The organism is Mycobacterium sp. 2YAF39 (genome assembly GCF_052114565.1).
Classification (GTDB): Bacteria; Actinomycetota; Actinomycetes; order Mycobacteriales; family Mycobacteriaceae; genus Mycobacterium.
This window is the reverse complement of record NZ_JBFREZ010000006.1, coordinates 166,557-183,426: the sequence shown is the minus strand read 5'-3', so window position 1 is coordinate 183,426 and position 16,870 is coordinate 166,557. Positions and strand designations below refer to the sequence as shown.

The window sequence follows — 16,870 nt, the reverse complement described above, 5'->3', positions numbered from 1 at the left end:
CAGGGCGTCACCGGATTTCCTCGTCCAGGAATGCCAACAGGATCGTGTTGACCTCGTCGGCGCGCTCCTGCTGCACCCAATGTCCGGCACCGTCGATCCACCTCTCGGTGTACGGGCCCGCAGCGACTTCGCGTGCGCGGGCGGGATTCATCGTCGGGCCGACCGGGTCGGCGGTACCGCCGACGAACAATGCGGGCGCAGTGGTCTGTGCGCCGGCCAGCTGTGGCGTCGACTCCCAGTTGCGGTCGTAGTTTCGGTACCAGTTCAGTGCGCCGGTGAAGCCGGTCCTGGAGAACTCGGTGACGTAGTGGTCAAACTCGTCGGAGCTGATCCACTCGGGCAGCGGCGCGTCGCCCGCGACCAGTCCGGCGAACATTCCCCGCATGGTGACGGCCACATCGGCCTCCATCTCCGCGTCGGCCACGCCGGGCTCCTGGAACCGCAGCATGTAGAAGTCGTCGCCGAACTTCTCCCGCCAGCGTTCGGTAGGGCGCGAGCGTGCCCGCGGGATGGGCGGCACGCTGAGACCGGCAACCGCCCGAACCCGGTCGGGATGCAGCAGCGCGGTGTGCCATACGACCATGGCGCCCCAGTCGTGACCGATGAACGCGGCCTGCTCCACTCCGACGTCGTCGACCAGGCCGACGAGGTCGCCGGTCAGCGCATGAATGTCGTAGTCCTCGACGGCATCGGGTCGGCTGGAACCGCCGTACCCGCGCTGGTCGGGGGCCAGCACGTGATACCCGGCGTCGGCGAGAACCGGAATCTGGTGCCGCCACGAATACGCCAGTTCGGGGAATCCGTGGGCCAGTACGACGAGAGGCGCACCACGATCCCCGGCTTCGATGACCCGAAGCGCCACCCCGTTCGTCTCGACTATCCGTTCGGCCGAGCTGTGCACGAGGTCAGCCAAGCACACCGGCGGGAACCTTGGTTCGTTGGTCTAGCGGTAGCCTGGTGGTTTCTGACTGCGATCAAGAGGAAGTCGACGACGGACATTCGATGAACCGTAAAAATGTGATCCGCACGCTCACCGTGATAGCGGTGGTGCTGTTGCTGGGTTGGTCGTTCTACTACTTCAGTGACGACACTCGCGGATTCAAACCCGTCGACACCTCGGTGGCGATGTCCCAGATCAGCAGCGACAACATCAAGAGCGCGCAGATCGACGACCGTGAGCAGCAGCTTCGCCTGGAGCTGAAGAAGGGCAACAGCGACACAGAGGACAGCGACAAGATCATCACCAAGTACCCCACGGGGTACGGAGTGCAGCTGTTCGACGCGTTGAGCGCCAAGAACGCCAAGATCAATACCGTCGTGAATCAGGGCAGCATGCTGGGCTCGCTGCTGATCTACCTGCTGCCGCTGCTGCTGCTCGTCGGCCTGTTCGTGATGTTCTCCCGCATGCAGGGCGGCGGCGGCCGGATGGGCTTCGGTTTCGGCAAGTCGAAGGCCAAGCAGCTGGGCAAGGACATGCCCAAGACCACGTTCGCCGACGTGGCGGGTGTCGACGAGGCGGTCGAGGAGCTCTACGAGATCAAGGACTTCCTGCAGAACCCCACGCGGTATCAGGCGCTCGGCGCCAAGATCCCCAAGGGCGTCCTGCTCTACGGCCCGCCGGGCACCGGCAAGACATTGCTGGCACGCGCCGTGGCGGGGGAGGCCGGGGTGCCGTTCTTCACCATTTCCGGTTCGGACTTCGTCGAGATGTTCGTCGGCGTCGGCGCGTCCCGCGTGCGCGACATGTTCGAGCAGGCGAAGCAGAACAGCCCATGCATCATCTTCGTCGACGAGATCGACGCCGTCGGACGCCAGCGTGGTGCAGGCATGGGCGGCGGTCACGACGAGCGCGAGCAGACGCTGAACCAGCTGCTGGTCGAGATGGACGGGTTCGGCGACCGCCAGGGCGTCATCCTGATCGCGGCCACCAACCGGCCCGACATCCTCGACCCGGCACTGCTGCGGCCGGGCCGCTTCGACCGCCAGATCCCGGTGTCCAACCCCGACATCGCCGGCCGCAAAGCGGTGCTCAAGGTGCATTCGCAGGGCAAACCTATGGCCGACGACGCCGATCTCGACGGGTTGGCCAAGCGGACCGTCGGCATGTCCGGCGCGGACCTGGCCAATGTGATCAACGAAGCGGCGCTGCTGACTGCCCGTGAGAACGGCACCGTCATCACGGGTGCCGCGATGGAGGAGGCCGTCGACCGTGTCGTCGGCGGGCCGCGACGCAAGAGCCGCATCATCAGCGAGCACGAGAAGAAGATCACCGCCTATCACGAAGGCGGACACACTCTGGCGGCGTGGGCGATGCCCGACATCGAGCCGATCTACAAGGTGACGATCCTCGCCCGTGGTCGCACCGGTGGCCATGCGGTCGCGGTGCCCGAGGACGACAAGGGTCTGATGACCCGCTCGGAGATGATCGCGCGGCTGGTGTTTGCGATGGGTGGCCGGGCCGCCGAAGAGTTGGTGTTCCGCGAGCCGACCACAGGTGCGGTATCCGACATCGAGCAGGCCACCAAGATCGCCCGCGCGATGGTCACCGAGTACGGCATGAGCTCCAAACTCGGCGCTGTTCGTTACGGCACCGAGCACGGCGACCCGTTTCTCGGCCGCACCATGGGCACCCAGGCCGATTACAGCCACGAGGTCGCGCAGATCATCGACGACGAGGTCCGCAAGCTGATCGAAGCGGCGCACACCGAGGCGTGGGAGATCCTCACCGAGTACCGCGACGTGCTCGACACCCTGGCCGGTGAGCTCCTGGAGAAGGAGACGCTGCACCGCGCCGAGCTGAAGGCGATCTTCGAGGACGTCAAGAAGCGGCCGCGACTGACGATGTTCGACGACTTCGGTGGTCGTGTCCCGTCGGACAAGCCCCCTATCAAGACGCCGGGCGAGCTGGCGATCGAACGCGGAGAGCCGTGGCCCAAGCCGGTGCCCGAGCCCGCCTTCAAGACGGCCATCGCGCAGGCGTCGAGGGCCGCCGAAGCCACCAAGGTCGCCGAGGGTCAGACGAACGGCGCAAACGGCAACGGCGCCAACGGAACCGGAGCCAACGCGCCGACGCAACCGGACTACGGCGCTCCCGCAGGATGGCACGCTCCCGGCTGGCCACCGCAGGCACAGCCGCCGCAACAGCAGCAACCGCACGGTCAGTGGTATCCGTCGCCGCCGCCCAATCAGTCCGGGTGGCAGAACCCCAATGTCGCCGGCGCGGCTCCGCCACCGTATCCGCCCTATCAGCCCTACCCGCAGCCCGGCCATCCCCAGCAGGGTGGTCAACCGAACCCGAACGACGATTCGGGGCAGGAGAACGGCCGGCAGAATCCGCACGGCTGACAGGCTGCCGGTTCACAGGAGGCTCCAATGACGAAGTCGCAGAACAACTCTGTCAAATTCGAACCCGCGAAGTTCGATCAGGCGCGTGCAGAAGCGGCCGTGCGCGAGTTGCTGGTCGCGGTGGGAGAAGATCCCAATCGGCACGGCCTCGAAGACACGCCTGCGCGCGTAGCGCGCGCGTACAAGGAAATGTTCGCCGGTCTGTACACCGACCCGGACACGGTGCTGGACACCACCTTTGACGAACAGCACGACGAACTGGTGCTGGTCAAGCAGATACCCATGTACTCCACCTGCGAACACCATCTGGTGTCGTTCCACGGGGTGGCACACGTCGGCTACATACCCGGCGAGGACGGCCGGGTCACCGGGCTGTCGAAAATCGCGCGGCTGGTGGATCTCTACGCCAAGCGGCCACAGGTGCAGGAACGGCTGACCGCGCAGATCGCGGATGCGTTGATGCGCAAGCTGAACCCGCGTGGCGTCATCGTGATCGTCGAGGCCGAACATCTCTGCATGGCAATGCGCGGCGTCCGCAAGCCTGGTGCCGTCACTGCGACGTCGGCGGTGCGTGGCCAGTTCAAGACCGACCACGCGTCCAGGTCGGAAGCACTGGATCTCATCCTGCGCAAGTGATTCCGAGGATGCAGGTCATGGGGGTTGTGAACGTCACCGACGACTCTTTCTCCGATGGTGGCCTGTTCCTCGACCGTGACCGCGCCGTCGCCCATGGTGTTGCGCTGGCCGCCCAAGGCGCCACGATTGTCGATGTCGGAGGTGAGTCGACGCGGCCGGGCGCCACGCGTATCGACCCGCAGGTGGAAACCTCGCGAGTGTTGCCGGTAATCAAAGAGCTTGCCGAACAAGGTATTACGGTGAGTATCGACACAATGCACGCCTCGGTGGCACAGGCCGCGCTGGAAAGCGGCGCCCGGATAGTCAACGACGTATCCGGCGGCCGCGCCGACCCGGGCATGGCTCCGCTGCTCGCCGACGCCAAGGTTCCGTGGGTGTTGATGCACTGGCGGTCGGTCGGCGCGGTTCGCCCGCACGACGCGCCCGTATACCTCGACGTGGTCACCGAGGTGCGCGAGGAACTCATGGAAAGTGTCGACGCCGCGGTGTCCGCGGGCGTGGATCCGGCGAACGTGATCATCGACCCCGGCCTGGGATTCGCCAAGACCGCAGAACATAATTGGACGCTTCTACGAGCACTGCCCGAGTTCGTCGGCACCGGAGTGCCGGTGCTGGTCGGCGCGTCCCGCAAGCGATTCCTCGGCACGCTGCTGGCCGGCCCGGACGGCGACCCGCGCCCGCCCGACGGCAGAGAAACCGCGACCGCGGTGATCTCCGCGCTCGCCGGACTGCATGGCGCATGGGGGGTGCGCGTGCACGACGTGCGTGCCTCCGTCGATGCGGTGAGGGTGTTGGAGGCTTGGCGTGGCTGATCGAATCGAGTTGAAGGGGTTGACCGTTCGGGGCAACCACGGAGTATTCACCCATGAGCGCCGCGACGGCCAGGACTTCATCATCGACATCACGGTGTGGGCTGACTTCGACATCGCGGCGAAGACCGACGACCTCGCCGACACCCTCGACTACGGCGCGCTGGCGCAACGTGCCGCCGATATCGTGGGGGGTCCGCCGCGCAACCTGATCGAGACGGTGGCAGCAGAGATCGCCGAGGACGTGATGTCCGACGAGCGGGCGCACGCCGTCGAGGTGGTGGTGCACAAGCCCGCCGCACCGATCCCGTTGACGTTCACCGACGTGGCGGTCGTGGCACGACGGTCGCGGCGCGGCGGCGGGCGGGGTAATCCGTGACCTCGGTCGTCTTGTCCATCGGCTCGAACCTCGGGGACAGGTTGGCGCGGCTGCAGTCGGTCGTCGACGGCCTTGGCAGCACGGTGCGCACCGTATCGCCGGTGTACGAGACCGATCCGTGGGGCGGCGTTGACCAGGGCCCGTTCCTCAACGCCGTGGTGCTCGCCGACGATCCGACTCTCGACGGCCACGGGTGGCTGCGACGCGCGCAGGAACTGGAACGCGCGGCCGACCGGGTGCGCGATGAACGCTGGGGCCCCCGCACCCTGGACGTCGACCTCGTCATGTGCAGCGCCGACGGTCGTGAGGTCACGTCGTCAGACGAGGACCTGACGTTGCCTCACCCGCTGGCGTATCAGCGGGCGTTCGTGCTCGTACCGTGGCTCGCCGCCGACCCCGGCGCGGCGCTGACCGTTGCGGGGGAGCGGCGACCCGTCGGACAGCTGCTCGCCGAACTCGAACCTGCCGACCGTGATGGCGTGCGATTGACCGACTTGGTGCTGGCCTGATGGGTCCCACGCGCAATCGCGACCTCACCGCGGCGACGGTGCTTGCTGCCGTGGCGAGCTATCTGCTCGTGCTGCTGCTGTACCGCTTCTTTCCGCCCATCACCCTGCTGTCGGGAGTGTCGTTGCTGGCGGTCGCCTTCGCTGAGGCGGGGTGGGCCTTCTACATACGGGCCAAGATCAACGACGGGAAGATCGGCGACGGTCCCGGCTGGCTGCACCCGCTCGCCGTTGCCAGATCCGTGTTGATCGCGATGGCTTCGGCGTGGGTGGGGGCGCTGGTGCTCGGGTGGTGGCTCGGCGTGCTTGCATACCTGCTACCGCGGCGTTCCACGTTGCGCATCGCGGGCGAAGATACGGCAGGCGCCGTGGTGGCCGCCGTATGTGCATTCGCACTTGTGGCCGCCGCGGTGTGGCTACAGCATTGCTGCAAGTCTCCGCCGGAGTCGCCCGACAACCCTGATGGCGCAACGGAGTAACTGTTTGTGGCGCCTCTGCGCCGAATCGCCGAAGAGGTCGACACGCTGAGTGACCTGTGGCGGGTATTGTCGCCCCATGACCGAACCGGCTCGCAGCGCCAGGCCTCGGCGCAGCGCGCGCCGGCCGGGCTGGGTGCTGCTGACGGTGTTGCTGGTGCTCGCCATCGGGGCCAGTTCGGCCCTGGTGTTCACCGACCGGGCGGAGTTGCTGAAGCTCGCTGTCATCCTGGCGCTCTGGGCCGCAGTGGTGGCGGCGTTCGTATCGGTCATCTATCGCAGGCAGAGCGATATCGACCAGGCGAAGGTCAGAGACCTCAAGCTCGTCTACGACCTGCAGCTGGATCGTGAGATATCCGCGCGCCGGGAGTACGAGCTGTCTGTGGAGACGCAGTTGCGTCGCGAGTTGGTATCGGAGCTGAGGGCGCAGGCGGCTGACGAAGTTGCAGGCCTGCGGGCCGAACTGGCAGCGCTGCGGGCCAACCTGGAGATCCTGTTCGACGCCGACCTGTCGCACCGGCCTGCGCTGGAAACCGACCGGGTCGGTGCCGGCTCCTACGACGACTGGACACCGACCCCCGAGTCCGCCGGTCGGGTGACCGCCAGCCGCATCGATACCGAGGACGACGACGAGACCGATTTCCGCACCGACGAAAGCCCGATCATCGACGTGCATGAGGAACCGCACGTGCCCGAGTCCGAGTGGGTGCCGTCGGTGAATCCGGGCGGAGCGCACCGCAGGGGAGCTGCTCCGCCGGTGGTCCCGCCGCCGACCGATAACGAGCGCACCACCCAATTCAATTGGCCGCCAGGGCAAGAACCACCCGCGCCCGCGCCGCCACCGCCCGCGCCGGAGCCGGCCCCACCGACATCGCCACCGCCGCAGCCGGATCCCGTACCCGTATCGGATTGGCAGCCTGCGCCCGCCGAGGGACGGTTCGTTCCGGCGGGGACGCCGGGCAGCAATTGGGGGACACCGCCGGAGACTCCGACGGACCAGCCGACTGCCGACAACGGCTCTGCCGCCGAGTACGTGGGCAGGCGACGTGCACCGGCGCCTGGCGCGCATTCGCAACCGGCGATGTCGGTGCCGCCCCCCGAACCGCCACTGCGTGGCCGCCATTCGGTGGGCCCCGGGGCCGTCGACCCCGGCAAGCCCCCGGCAACGCCCACCTTGGCCGCCGAATCGGCCGAGCCACCTCCTCATGAGGAGCCTGAGGCGGCCGAGGAGTCGGCGGGGTCGCGGCATCGCAGCTCTGAGGACGCGGAGACCGGTGGCCAATCTGTGGCCGACCTTCTGGCGCGGCTTCAGGCCGCCCCGTCCGGGGGCGGCCGTCGCCGACGTCGCGAAGATTGAGTTAGGCTTTATCGACCGTCCGGTACCTGCATCGCAGGACTGGAACGTAGAAACTTTCGACATTCAGTGAGGTCGACTTCGTGACTTCGATGGGGAACCCCCCTGACGGATTCCGCCCGGCGCGGCTGACGATCGGCATCATTTCGGCTGGTCGGGTGGGTACGGCGCTCGGCGTCGCGTTGGAGCGCGCCGAACACGTCGTGGTCGCCTGCAGCGCCATTTCGCACGCGTCGCGCGAGCGGGCGCGGCGTCGCCTGCCCGACAGCGCCGTGTTGCCGATCGACGAGGTCGCCGTTCGCGCCGAACTGCTGCTGCTCGCTGTGCCCGACGCGGTACTCCCTGAGCTGATCTCAGGTCTCGCGGCCACGCGGGCGGTCCGCCCGGGCACGATCGTCGCGCATACCTCGGGCGCCAACGGCGTCGGTGTGCTGGACCCGCTGACCGAACAGGATTGCATTCCGCTGGCGATTCATCCGGCCATGACCTTCACCGGTGCCGACGAGGACATCGCGCGTCTGTCCGAATCATGCTTCGGGGTCACGGCCGCCGACGAAATCGGATACGCGATCGCGCAGTCGCTGGTGTTGGAGATCGGCGGCGAACCGTTCCGCATTCGTGAAGATGCGCGGACCCTGTACCACGCGGCACTGGCACATGCGAGCAATCACGTCGTGACCGTGCTTCTCGACGCGGTCGAGGCACTGCGCTCGGCACTGTGGGGTCAGGAGCTGCTCGGGCAGGAAATGGTCGGCGAGGCACCCGGCGGCATCGCCGAGCGGGTCATCGGTCCGCTGGCTCGTGCATCCCTTGAGAATGCGTTGCTGCGCGGTCAGGGTGCGCTCACCGGTCCGGTAGCGCGCGGTGATGCTGGGGCGGTGGCACGCCATCTGGTGGCGTTGACCGAAGTCGATCCCGAACTCGCACAGGCGTATCGGGCGAACTCGTTGCGCACCGCGCAGCGCGCGCATGCCCCCGCCGAGGTGTTTGACGTGGTCACGGGGACGGGCCGATGATCACCGCGCCCAGGCCACAGTTCAACGCGGGCGAACTGAATGTCTACTCCGCACCGCGCGACATCTCGACCGTCAGCAAGGCGCTTCGTGCGACCGGTCGCAGGGTGATGCTGGTGCCGACCATGGGCGCTCTGCACGAGGGCCACCTCACGCTGATCCGTTCGGCGAAGAGAGTTCAGGGCGCGGTCGTGGTGGTGTCGATCTTCGTGAACCCGTTGCAGTTCGGGGCCGGTGAGGACCTCGACGCATATCCGCGCACACTCGACGACGACCTTGCCGCCCTGCGCGACGAACGGGTCGAAATCGCATTCACCCCGACCGTCGCCGACATGTACCCCAACGGCACCCGGACCTCGGTACACCCGGGTCCGCTCGCCGGGGAACTCGAAGGTGCAATGCGGCCAACCCATTTCGCCGGGGTACTGACTGTCGTGCTGAAGCTGCTGAACGTCGTGCGCCCGGACCGGGCCTTCTTCGGCGAGAAGGATTACCAACAGCTGACGCTGATCCGGCAGATGGTCGCCGACCTCGATGTCGACACGCAGATCGTCGGCGTACCGATCGTGCGCGAACCCGACGGCTTGGCGATGTCCTCCCGGAACCGCTATCTCACCGACGACGAACGCGAACAGGCCGGCGCCCTTTCGGCCGCGTTACTCGCCGGAATGTACGCAGCGGGAGGGGGAGCGGCGGCCGCGCTGGACGCGGCACGCGCTGTGCTCGACGAGGTACCGGCCATCGACGTGGACTACCTGGAAGTGCGCGATCCGATGATGGAGCCCGTGACGTCCGAGGGGACTGCGCGCATGCTGGTCGCCGGCCGGCTCGGACGCACCCGGCTCTTGGACAACATCACCATCGACGTCGGAGTGCCCTCTGGCACCGGGCCCGATGTCGAGTACGACAAACACGAATTGCCCTGGAGGAATTGATGTTACGGACAATGCTGAAATCCAAGATCCACCGTGCCACGGTCACCAAGGCCGACCTGCACTACGTCGGCTCGGTGACCATCGACGCCGACCTGATGGACGCGGCCGACCTGCTGGAGGGTGAGCAGGTGACGATCGTCGACATCGACAACGGTGCGCGATTGGTGACCTATGCGATCACCGGCGAACGCGGCAGCGGTGTGATCGGCATCAACGGCGCGGCAGCACATCTGGTGCATCCAGGCGATTTGGTGATCCTTATTGCATACGGCTCGATGGAGGACGCCGAGGCACGCAGGTATCAGCCGCGGGTGGTGTTCGTCGACGCCGACAACAGGCAGATCGATCTCGGTCACGATCCGGCCCACGTGCCCGCCGACGCGTCCGAACTGATGTCGCCGCGGTAAGCCCATGCTGCTCGCAATCGACGTTCGCAACACCCACACCGTCGTCGGACTGGTGTCGGGTTCTGGCGACCACGCAAAGGTAGTGCAGCACTGGCGGATTCGTACCGAATCAGAAGTGACCGCCGATGAACTGGCGCTGACGATCGACGGTCTCATCGGAGATGACGCCGAGCGCCTGACGGGCGCCGCGGGTCTGTCCACGGTGCCGTCGGTGCTTCACGAGGTACGCCTGATGCTCGAACAGTATTGGCCGACGATGCCACACGTACTCATCGAGCCGGGCGTGCGCACCGGGATCCCGCTGCTGGTCGACAATCCCAAGGAGGTCGGCGCCGACCGGATCGTCAACTGCCTGGCCGCCTTCCACAAGTACGGCACCGCGGCCATCGTCGTCGACTTCGGCTCCTCGATCTGTGTCGACGTGGTCTCGGCGAAGGGCGAATTCCTCGGCGGCGCAATCGCACCCGGCGTTCAGGTGTCTTCGGACGCGGCCGCGGCACGATCGGCCGCGCTGCGCCGTGTCGAGCTGACCCGGCCGCGGTCGGTCATCGGCAAGAACACTGTGGAGTGCATGCAGGCCGGCGCGGTCTTCGGATTCGCGGCTCTGGTGGATGGTTTGGTGAACCGCATCCGCGCGGACGTCGACGGATTCGGTGGTGACGACATCACAGTGGTGGCCACCGGGCACGGAGCGCCGTTGGTCCTGGAGGATCTGCGCACCGTCGAGCAGTACGACCAGCACCTCACCTTGGACGGGCTGCGGTTGGTGTTCGAACGCAACCGCGACAGCCAGCGCGGCCGGCTCAAACAGGCCCGCTAGCGCTGCCTAGAAGAAGGTGCGGATCAGGTCGACGACGCGGCCGTCCCCGTCGAGCATCGGGATCATCGACCACTTGTCGAAGACCGTGCACGGATGGCTGATCCCGAATTCCAGCCAGTCGCCGACCTCCGCCGGCTCGTCGCCGAGTCGCAGGTACGCGTGCTGGTCGTTCAGCTTGACGACCTGGGCAGTGGCCATCCCGTACGGAATCGGCAGATCCTGGTCGAACGACACGTCGCGGCGTCCCATCGCCAACACCGCGAGATCTGGTTCGGGCCGCGACACAACCTGTGACCACACGCGCAGAGCGGGGCGTAGGCCCTCCCGCAGCGGCGATGTGCGGCGGTAGAGACCGTCGTCGTGGGTCAGGTAGCAGCCGCTGCGCAATATCGTCCGCACACACATATCCGCGGGCCATCCGGTGAGCACCTCGGCGACCGTGTCGAAGTAGGTGCTGCCGCCCGCAGTCGCGATGACGCGGTCGGTCTCGATGATCGGCGCCAGCCGCAGCACGGCGGCGCGGATGTCGGCCAGATACGTTCGGACCACCCCGACGGAGTCGGGGGCCAGGTCGTGTCCGAGCGCCGCTTCGTAGCCGGCCACACCGACGAGCCGCAGCCGTGGGGACGCGACGACCGCGCGGGCCACCTCGTCGACGGAATCCGGTGTGCGGCACCCCGTGCGCCCGCCCGCCATGCCCACCTCGACGCAGACGTCCAGCGGCCGGCAGGCACCCGCGGCGGTCAGCGCCGCCGTCATCAGTTCAACCCCGCGCACCGAGTCGGCCCAGCACACCAGCGTGAAGTCGGGGTGTGCATCGAGTTCGGCTGCCAGCCAACGCAATCCGGCAGCATCGACCAGCTCGTTGGCGAGCACGACATCGCGCACGCCGAACGCACGGAAGATTCGGACCTGACTGATCGTGGCGGCTGTGACGGCGGACGCCCCCGCGTCGAACTGCCGTGCCAGCAGCTGGGGGGACATGTGAGTCTTGCCGTGCGGCGCCAGCTCGACGCCACGCTCGGCGCACCATCGCGCCATTTCGGCGAGGTTGTGAGTCAGCGCATCGTCGCGCAGAACGCACACCGGGCTGAGCGCACCGTCATCGAACAGGTGCGGTGAATCGGCGCACACGTTCGCAGGTGTGCGACCCCACCACGACGCAGGCAGTCCCTTGAAGCGCCAGTCGAGCGGCTCCTCGGACAGCGCGGCCACCGCCGCTGCGTTGATGGGGCCGGCCATGAGTTCATTTAAGCTGGCACGTCGTGACGACACCTGACCCGCCTGAAAGCGACATCCCCGAGCAGTACCGGATCCGCCAGGGCAAGCGGGACCGTCTGCTGGCCGAGGGACGAGATCCGTATCCCGTGGAGGTCGCCCGCACGCACACGCTGGCAGAGATTCGCCAGACCTACCCCGATCTGGAGGCCAACGCCGAGACCGGGCTCATCGTCGGGGTCGCAGGTCGCGTCATGTTCGCCCGTAATTCCGGCAAGTTGTGCTTCGCCTCACTCCAGGAGGGCGACGGCACGCAGCTCCAGGTGATGATCAGCCTCGACCGGGTCGGCCAGGAGTCGCTGGAATCGTGGAAATCCGACGTCGATCTCGGTGACATCGTTTTCGTGCACGGTGAGGTGATCAGCTCCCGGCGCGGAGAACTGTCCGTGCTCGCGGATTTTTGGCAAATTGTGTCCAAAGCATTACGGCCGCTACCGGTGGCCCACAAGGAGATGAGCGAAGAATCTCGGGTGCGGCAACGCTATGTCGATCTGATCGTCCGGCCGGAGGCTCGCGCCATCGCGCGCCAGCGCGTAGCGGTGGTCCGTGCCGTCCGTTCGGCACTGGAACGACGCGGTTTTCTCGAGGTCGAGACGCCGATGCTGCAGACGTTGGCCGGTGGAGCGGCGGCGCGCCCGTTCGTCACCCACTCGAACGCACTCGATGCGGACCTCTACCTTCGTATCGCGCCGGAACTGTTCCTAAAGCGTTGCCTCGTGGGCGGATTCGAGCGCGTCTTCGAGTTGAATCGGGTGTTCCGAAACGAAGGTGCAGATTGGACGCATTCACCTGAATTCGCGATGCTCGAGACATATCAGGCGTACGGAACTTACGACGATTCCGCCGTTGTCACTCGGGAGATAATTCAAGAGGTCGCCGATGAGGCGATCGGCACCAGAAAGGTGCCATTGCCAGATGGCAGTGTCTACGATCTCGACGGTGAATGGCAAACAATACAAATGTATCCGTCGCTCTCCGAAGCGCTTGGTGAAGAGATCACGCCGGACACGCCCGCCGAACACTTATGGGCCATCGCCGACCGGCTCGATGTCGAGATTCCACGGGATCGCGGTTACGGGCATGGGAAATTAGTCGAGGAGCTGTGGGAGCACGCGGTCGGAAACAGTCTGTGGGCGCCCACCTTCGTCAGGGACTTTCCCGTCGAGACAACTCCCTTGACCCGCGCACATCGCAGCATCGCAGGGGTGACTGAGAAGTGGGACCTCTACATCCGGCGCGTCGAGCTGGCGACGGGTTACTCCGAGCTCATCGACCCGGTGATTCAACGCGAACGGTTCGAAGCGCAGGCGCGCGCAGCGGCCGCCGGCGACGATGAGGCCATGGTTCTCGACGAGGATTTCCTGGCCGCCCTGGAGTATGCGATGCCGCCCTCGACAGGGACTGGAATGGGTATCGACAGATTGCTGATGGCATTGACGGGTCTATCGATTCGAGAGACAGTTTTGTTCCCGATTGTTCGTCGCCATGTCATGTGATCCGCCGGATTTCTTATCTTGTTGAATGGTTAGTCTTTGTATGGCACATTGGTGCGGGGGCCCGAACCTTTATGCTCCCGAGAAGGGCAGAGTGGACTAATGGCGAAGAAAGTGACCGTCACGCTGGTCGATGATTTCGACGGCGAGGGCGCGGCCGATGAGACGGTCGAATTCGGGCTCGACGGGGTGAGCTACGAGATCGATCTTTCTTCGAAGAATGCCGCAAAACTGCGTAGTGACCTGAAGCAATGGCTCGAGGCGGGCCGTCGGGTCGGCGGTCGCCGACGCGGACGCTCGGCGGGCTCAGGCCGCGGACGGGCGGCCATCGATCGCGAGCAGAGCGCCGCGATCCGGGATTGGGCCCGTCGAAACGGGCACAACGTGTCCACCCGTGGGCGCATCCCGGCAGACGTCATCGACGCGTTCCACGCGGCGACCTAGACGTGCGGCGAGCAGTTCGCTGGACGCGAACGGCCCGGCAGCCAATGACGGAAACAAACGTGGCGTTCGAGCGTTTCTAACAGATAGCCCATGGGTGCAGCCGCGGTGCGGTTTCCTACCGGCAGCGCTGTCCGCTTACAGCGGACCGGCAGGCGGGGCACCCGGGACCGCCGCCCATTACAGTGGACGGCAGGTGCGATGCACTTCTTCAAGTGCAAAGGCGCCGAGTCTATTGATGGAGAGCAGGTAACCCGATGTTCGAGAGATTCACCGACCGCGCCCGCAGGGTCGTCGTCCTGGCTCAAGAAGAGGCCCGGATGCTCAACCACAACTACATCGGAACCGAGCACATCCTCTTGGGACTCATTCACGAGGGCGAGGGTGTAGCAGCCAAGTCGCTGGAGTCGCTGGGGATCTCGCTCGAGGGCGTCCGCAGCCAGGTCGAGGAGATCATCGGCCAGGGGCAGCAGGCGCCGTCCGGTCATATCCCGTTCACCCCGCGGGCCAAGAAGGTCCTGGAACTGTCGCTGCGCGAAGCGCTGCAGCTCGGCCACAACTACATCGGCACCGAGCACATTCTGCTCGGCCTGATTCGCGAGGGCGAGGGCGTGGCCGCTCAGGTGCTCGTGAAGCTGGGCGCCGAGCTGACCCGGGTCCGTCAGCAGGTGATCCAGCTGCTGAGCGGATACCAGGGCAAGGAGACCGCGGAAGCCGGTACGGGCGGCCGGGGCGGCGAGGCGGGTAACCCGTCCACGTCCTTGGTGCTCGACCAGTTCGGCCGCAACCTCACCGCGGCCGCGATGGAAGGCAAGCTCGACCCTGTCATCGGCCGCGAGAAGGAAATCGAGCGCGTCATGCAGGTGCTGAGCCGTCGCACCAAGAACAACCCGGTGCTGATCGGCGAGCCCGGCGTCGGCAAGACGGCGGTCGTCGAGGGCCTGGCTCAGGCGATCGTGCACGGCGAGGTTCCCGAGACGCTCAAGGACAAGCAGCTGTACACGCTTGACCTGGGTTCGCTGGTGGCGGGCAGCCGCTACCGCGGTGACTTCGAGGAACGCCTCAAGAAGGTGCTCAAGGAGATCAACACCCGCGGTGACATCATCCTGTTCATCGACGAGCTGCACACGCTCGTCGGTGCGGGCGCCGCCGAGGGTGCCATCGACGCGGCGTCGATCCTCAAGCCCAAGCTGGCCCGTGGCGAGCTGCAGACCATCGGCGCAACCACGCTCGACGAGTACCGCAAGTACATCGAGAAGGACGCCGCCCTGGAGCGCCGGTTCCAGCCCGTGCAGGTTGGCGAGCCGACCGTCGAGCACACCATCGAGATCCTCAAGGGACTGCGCGATCGCTACGAGGCACACCACCGTGTCTCGATCACCGATCCCGCGATCGTGGCCGCGGCCACCCTGGCCGACCGTTACATCAACGACCGGTTCCTGCCGGACAAGGCGATCGACCTGATCGACGAGGCCGGTGCCAGGATGCGCATCCGCCGGATGACCGCTCCGCCGGACCTTCGCGAGTTCGACGAGAAGATCGCCGAGGCGCGTCGCGAGAAGGAATCCGCGATCGACGCGCAGGACTTCGAGAAGGCCGCCAGCCTGCGCGACAAGGAGAAGACCCTCGTCGCACAGCGCGCAGAGCGTGAGAAGCAGTGGCGCTCAGGTGATCTCGACGTGGTCGCCGAGGTCGACGATGAGCAGATCGCCGAGGTGCTCGGCAACTGGACCGGTATCCCGGTGTTCAAGCTGACCGAGGAGGAGACCACTCGGCTGCTGCGCATGGAGGACGAGATCCACAAGCGGATCATCGGCCAGGAGGACGCCGTTAAGGCGGTCTCCAAGGCGATCCGGCGTACCCGCGCCGGGCTGAAGGATCCCAAGCGGCCGTCCGGCTCGTTTATCTTCGCCGGCCCGTCCGGTGTCGGTAAGACCGAGCTGTCCAAGGCACTGGCCAACTTCCTGTTCGGTGACGACGACGCGCTCATCCAGATCGACATGGGCGAGTTCCACGACCGCTTCACCGCCTCGCGGCTGTTCGGCGCCCCTCCGGGCTACGTCGGCTACGAGGAGGGCGGTCAGCTCACCGAGAAGGTGCGCCGCAAGCCGTTCAGCGTCGTGCTGTTCGACGAGATCGAGAAGGCCCACCAGGAGATCTACAACAGCCTGTTGCAGGTCCTCGAGGACGGCCGTCTCACCGACGGTCAGGGTCGCACGGTGGACTTCAAGAACACCGTGTTGATCTTCACGTCGAACCTCGGCACCTCTGACATCAGCAAGGCGGTCGGGCTCGGCTTCACCCAAGGTGGCGGCGAGAACAACTACGAGCGGATGAAGCAGAAGGTCAACGACGAGCTGAAGAAGCACTTCCGGCCGGAGTTCCTCAACCGCATCGACGACATCATCGTCTTCCACCAGCTGACTCGCGAAGAGATCATCCAGATGGTCGACCTGATGATCGGCCGGGTGGAGAAGCAGCTCAAGGCGAAGGACATGGCCATGGAGCTGACCGACAAGGCCAAGTCCCTGCTGGCCAAGCGTGGCTTTGACCCGGTGCTCGGTGCGCGGCCGCTTCGCCGCACGATCCAGCGCGAGATCGAGGACCAGCTGTCCGAGAAGATCCTCTTCGAAGAGGTCGGTCCCGGCCAGCTCGTCACCGTCGACGTCGACAACTGGGACGGCGAGGGTGCGGGTGAGGATGCGGTGTTCACCTTCGTCGGCAGCAAGAAGCCGGCCAAGGTGGAGGAGCCGGACCTGGCTCAGGCCGGTGCGGCCGGAGCGACCAGCGCCGAATAATCCAACGACACAAAGACCCCGAAACCTCAAGGTTTCGGGGTCTTTGTCTGTCCTCATCACGCGAACGCTGGACCCTTTGCTTAGGATGCTGATGTAATCGACGGGCGAAGGAATCTGGTCATAATCCAGAACGGTCGCGCCACTGTGAAGTCAGACCCGACGTCCGTCGTCAATACCTGA

Annotated in this window: 16 protein-coding genes; 14 read left to right on the top strand and 2 right to left on the bottom strand. The window is 66.1% G+C overall.

Annotated features, from left to right (window positions below):
• Nucleotides 1–7: 7 nt before the first annotated feature.
• Nucleotides 8–919 (bottom strand): alpha/beta fold hydrolase, encoded by a 912-nt coding sequence (locus tag AB4Z42_RS18605; protein WP_442010690.1) that lies wholly within the window; start codon nucleotides 917–919, stop codon nucleotides 8–10.
• An 83-nt stretch (nucleotides 920–1,002) separates the two neighbouring features.
• On the opposite strand from AB4Z42_RS18605, the gene ftsH reads away from it, so the two are divergent.
• The 11 genes from ftsH to AB4Z42_RS18550 all read left to right on the top strand — a co-directional run bounded on the left by ftsH (nucleotide 1,003) and on the right by AB4Z42_RS18550 (nucleotide 10,680).
• Complete coding sequence (gene ftsH / locus AB4Z42_RS18600) at nucleotides 1,003–3,345, top strand: ATP-dependent zinc metalloprotease FtsH (RefSeq protein ID WP_442010689.1); 2,343 nt, start codon at nucleotides 1,003–1,005, stop codon at nucleotides 3,343–3,345.
• Between the two features lie 27 nt (nucleotides 3,346–3,372).
• Complete coding sequence (gene folE, locus AB4Z42_RS18595; protein WP_442010688.1) at nucleotides 3,373–3,981, top strand: GTP cyclohydrolase I FolE; 609 nt, start codon at nucleotides 3,373–3,375, stop codon at nucleotides 3,979–3,981.
• An 8-nt stretch (nucleotides 3,982–3,989) separates the two neighbouring features.
• Nucleotides 3,990–4,793 carry a dihydropteroate synthase gene (folP, locus tag AB4Z42_RS18590; RefSeq protein WP_442010898.1) on the top strand — a complete coding sequence of 268 codons (804 nt, stop codon included), beginning with the start codon at nucleotides 3,990–3,992 and terminating at the stop codon, nucleotides 4,791–4,793.
• Nucleotides 4,786–5,169, top strand: a complete 384-nt coding sequence (gene folB, locus AB4Z42_RS18585; protein WP_442010687.1) for a dihydroneopterin aldolase — start codon at nucleotides 4,786–4,788, stop codon at nucleotides 5,167–5,169. Before folP ends, folB begins: the two co-directional genes overlap by 8 nt.
• Nucleotides 5,166–5,678, top strand: a complete 513-nt coding sequence (gene folK / locus AB4Z42_RS18580) for a 2-amino-4-hydroxy-6-hydroxymethyldihydropteridine diphosphokinase (RefSeq protein ID WP_442010686.1) — start codon at nucleotides 5,166–5,168, stop codon at nucleotides 5,676–5,678. Before folB ends, folK begins: the two co-directional genes overlap by 4 nt.
• Complete coding sequence (locus AB4Z42_RS18575) at nucleotides 5,678–6,154, top strand: DUF3180 domain-containing protein (RefSeq protein ID WP_442010685.1); 477 nt, start codon at nucleotides 5,678–5,680, stop codon at nucleotides 6,152–6,154. Before folK ends, AB4Z42_RS18575 begins: the two co-directional genes overlap by 1 nt.
• 76 nt (nucleotides 6,155–6,230) lie before the next feature.
• Entirely contained in the window at nucleotides 6,231–7,508 is a 1,278-nt protein-coding gene (locus tag AB4Z42_RS18570) for a DUF6779 domain-containing protein (RefSeq protein ID WP_442010684.1), read from the top strand.
• 89 nt (nucleotides 7,509–7,597) lie between these two features.
• A complete protein-coding gene (locus tag AB4Z42_RS18565) occupies nucleotides 7,598–8,521 on the top strand; it encodes a Rossmann-like and DUF2520 domain-containing protein (protein WP_442010897.1) in 924 nt (307 codons plus the stop codon).
• The gene (panC, locus tag AB4Z42_RS18560) at nucleotides 8,521–9,453 is read left to right on the top strand and encodes a pantoate--beta-alanine ligase (protein WP_442010896.1); all 933 of its coding nucleotides are present in this window, start codon (nucleotides 8,521–8,523) and stop codon (nucleotides 9,451–9,453) included. The genes AB4Z42_RS18565 and panC overlap by 1 nt, the downstream gene beginning before the upstream one ends.
• Nucleotides 9,453–9,860, top strand: coding sequence for an aspartate 1-decarboxylase (panD, locus tag AB4Z42_RS18555; protein WP_442010683.1), 408 nt, complete (start codon nucleotides 9,453–9,455; stop codon nucleotides 9,858–9,860). Before panC ends, panD begins: the two co-directional genes overlap by 1 nt.
• Before the next feature lie 4 nt (nucleotides 9,861–9,864).
• Nucleotides 9,865–10,680: a type III pantothenate kinase gene (locus tag AB4Z42_RS18550; RefSeq protein WP_442010682.1), complete on the top strand. Its 816-nt coding sequence runs from the start codon at nucleotides 9,865–9,867 to the stop codon at nucleotides 10,678–10,680.
• Between the two features lie 6 nt (nucleotides 10,681–10,686).
• On the opposite strand, the gene AB4Z42_RS18545 is transcribed toward AB4Z42_RS18550, so the two are convergent.
• Entirely contained in the window at nucleotides 10,687–11,922 is a 1,236-nt protein-coding gene (locus AB4Z42_RS18545; RefSeq protein ID WP_442010681.1) for an alanine racemase, read from the bottom strand.
• A gap of 23 nt (nucleotides 11,923–11,945) precedes the next feature.
• Between AB4Z42_RS18545 and lysS the strand changes: the two genes are divergently transcribed.
• The 3 genes from lysS to clpC1 all read left to right on the top strand — a co-directional run bounded on the left by lysS (nucleotide 11,946) and on the right by clpC1 (nucleotide 16,690).
• On the top strand, nucleotides 11,946–13,454 hold the full coding sequence (gene lysS, locus AB4Z42_RS18540) for a lysine--tRNA ligase (RefSeq protein ID WP_442010680.1): 1,509 nt from the start codon (nucleotides 11,946–11,948) through the stop codon (nucleotides 13,452–13,454).
• Nucleotides 13,455–13,553: 99 nt separating this feature from the next.
• The gene (gene lsr2, locus AB4Z42_RS18535) at nucleotides 13,554–13,895 is read left to right on the top strand and encodes a histone-like nucleoid-structuring protein Lsr2 (protein ID WP_442010679.1); all 342 of its coding nucleotides are present in this window, start codon (nucleotides 13,554–13,556) and stop codon (nucleotides 13,893–13,895) included.
• 254 nt (nucleotides 13,896–14,149) lie between these two features.
• Nucleotides 14,150–16,690: an ATP-dependent protease ATP-binding subunit ClpC gene (gene clpC1, locus AB4Z42_RS18530; RefSeq protein WP_442010678.1), complete on the top strand. Its 2,541-nt coding sequence runs from the start codon at nucleotides 14,150–14,152 to the stop codon at nucleotides 16,688–16,690.
• Nucleotides 16,691–16,870 lie beyond the last annotated feature (180 nt).

Bases quoted from the DNA above. Each gene is read 5' to 3' on its own strand.
- AB4Z42_RS18550 (WP_442010682.1), top strand. From the start codon at position 9,865: ATGCTGCTCGCAATCGACGTTCGCAACACCCACACCGTCGTCGGACTG.
- folE (WP_442010688.1), top strand. From the start codon at position 3,373: ATGACGAAGTCGCAGAACAACTCTGTCAAATTCGAACCCGCGAAGTTC.
- AB4Z42_RS18570 (WP_442010684.1), top strand. From the start codon at position 6,231: ATGACCGAACCGGCTCGCAGCGCCAGGCCTCGGCGCAGCGCGCGCCGG.
- AB4Z42_RS18565 (WP_442010897.1), top strand. From the start codon at position 7,598: ATGGGGAACCCCCCTGACGGATTCCGCCCGGCGCGGCTGACGATCGGC.
- panD (WP_442010683.1), top strand. From the start codon at position 9,453: ATGTTACGGACAATGCTGAAATCCAAGATCCACCGTGCCACGGTCACC.
- lsr2 (WP_442010679.1), top strand. From the start codon at position 13,554: ATGGCGAAGAAAGTGACCGTCACGCTGGTCGATGATTTCGACGGCGAG.
- folP (WP_442010898.1), top strand. From the start codon at position 3,990: ATGCAGGTCATGGGGGTTGTGAACGTCACCGACGACTCTTTCTCCGAT.
- AB4Z42_RS18575 (WP_442010685.1), top strand. From the start codon at position 5,678: ATGGGTCCCACGCGCAATCGCGACCTCACCGCGGCGACGGTGCTTGCT.
- clpC1 (WP_442010678.1), top strand. From the start codon at position 14,150: ATGTTCGAGAGATTCACCGACCGCGCCCGCAGGGTCGTCGTCCTGGCT.
- AB4Z42_RS18545 (WP_442010681.1), bottom strand. From the start codon at position 11,922: ATGGCCGGCCCCATCAACGCAGCGGCGGTGGCCGCGCTGTCCGAGGAG.
- ftsH (WP_442010689.1), top strand. From the start codon at position 1,003: ATGAACCGTAAAAATGTGATCCGCACGCTCACCGTGATAGCGGTGGTG.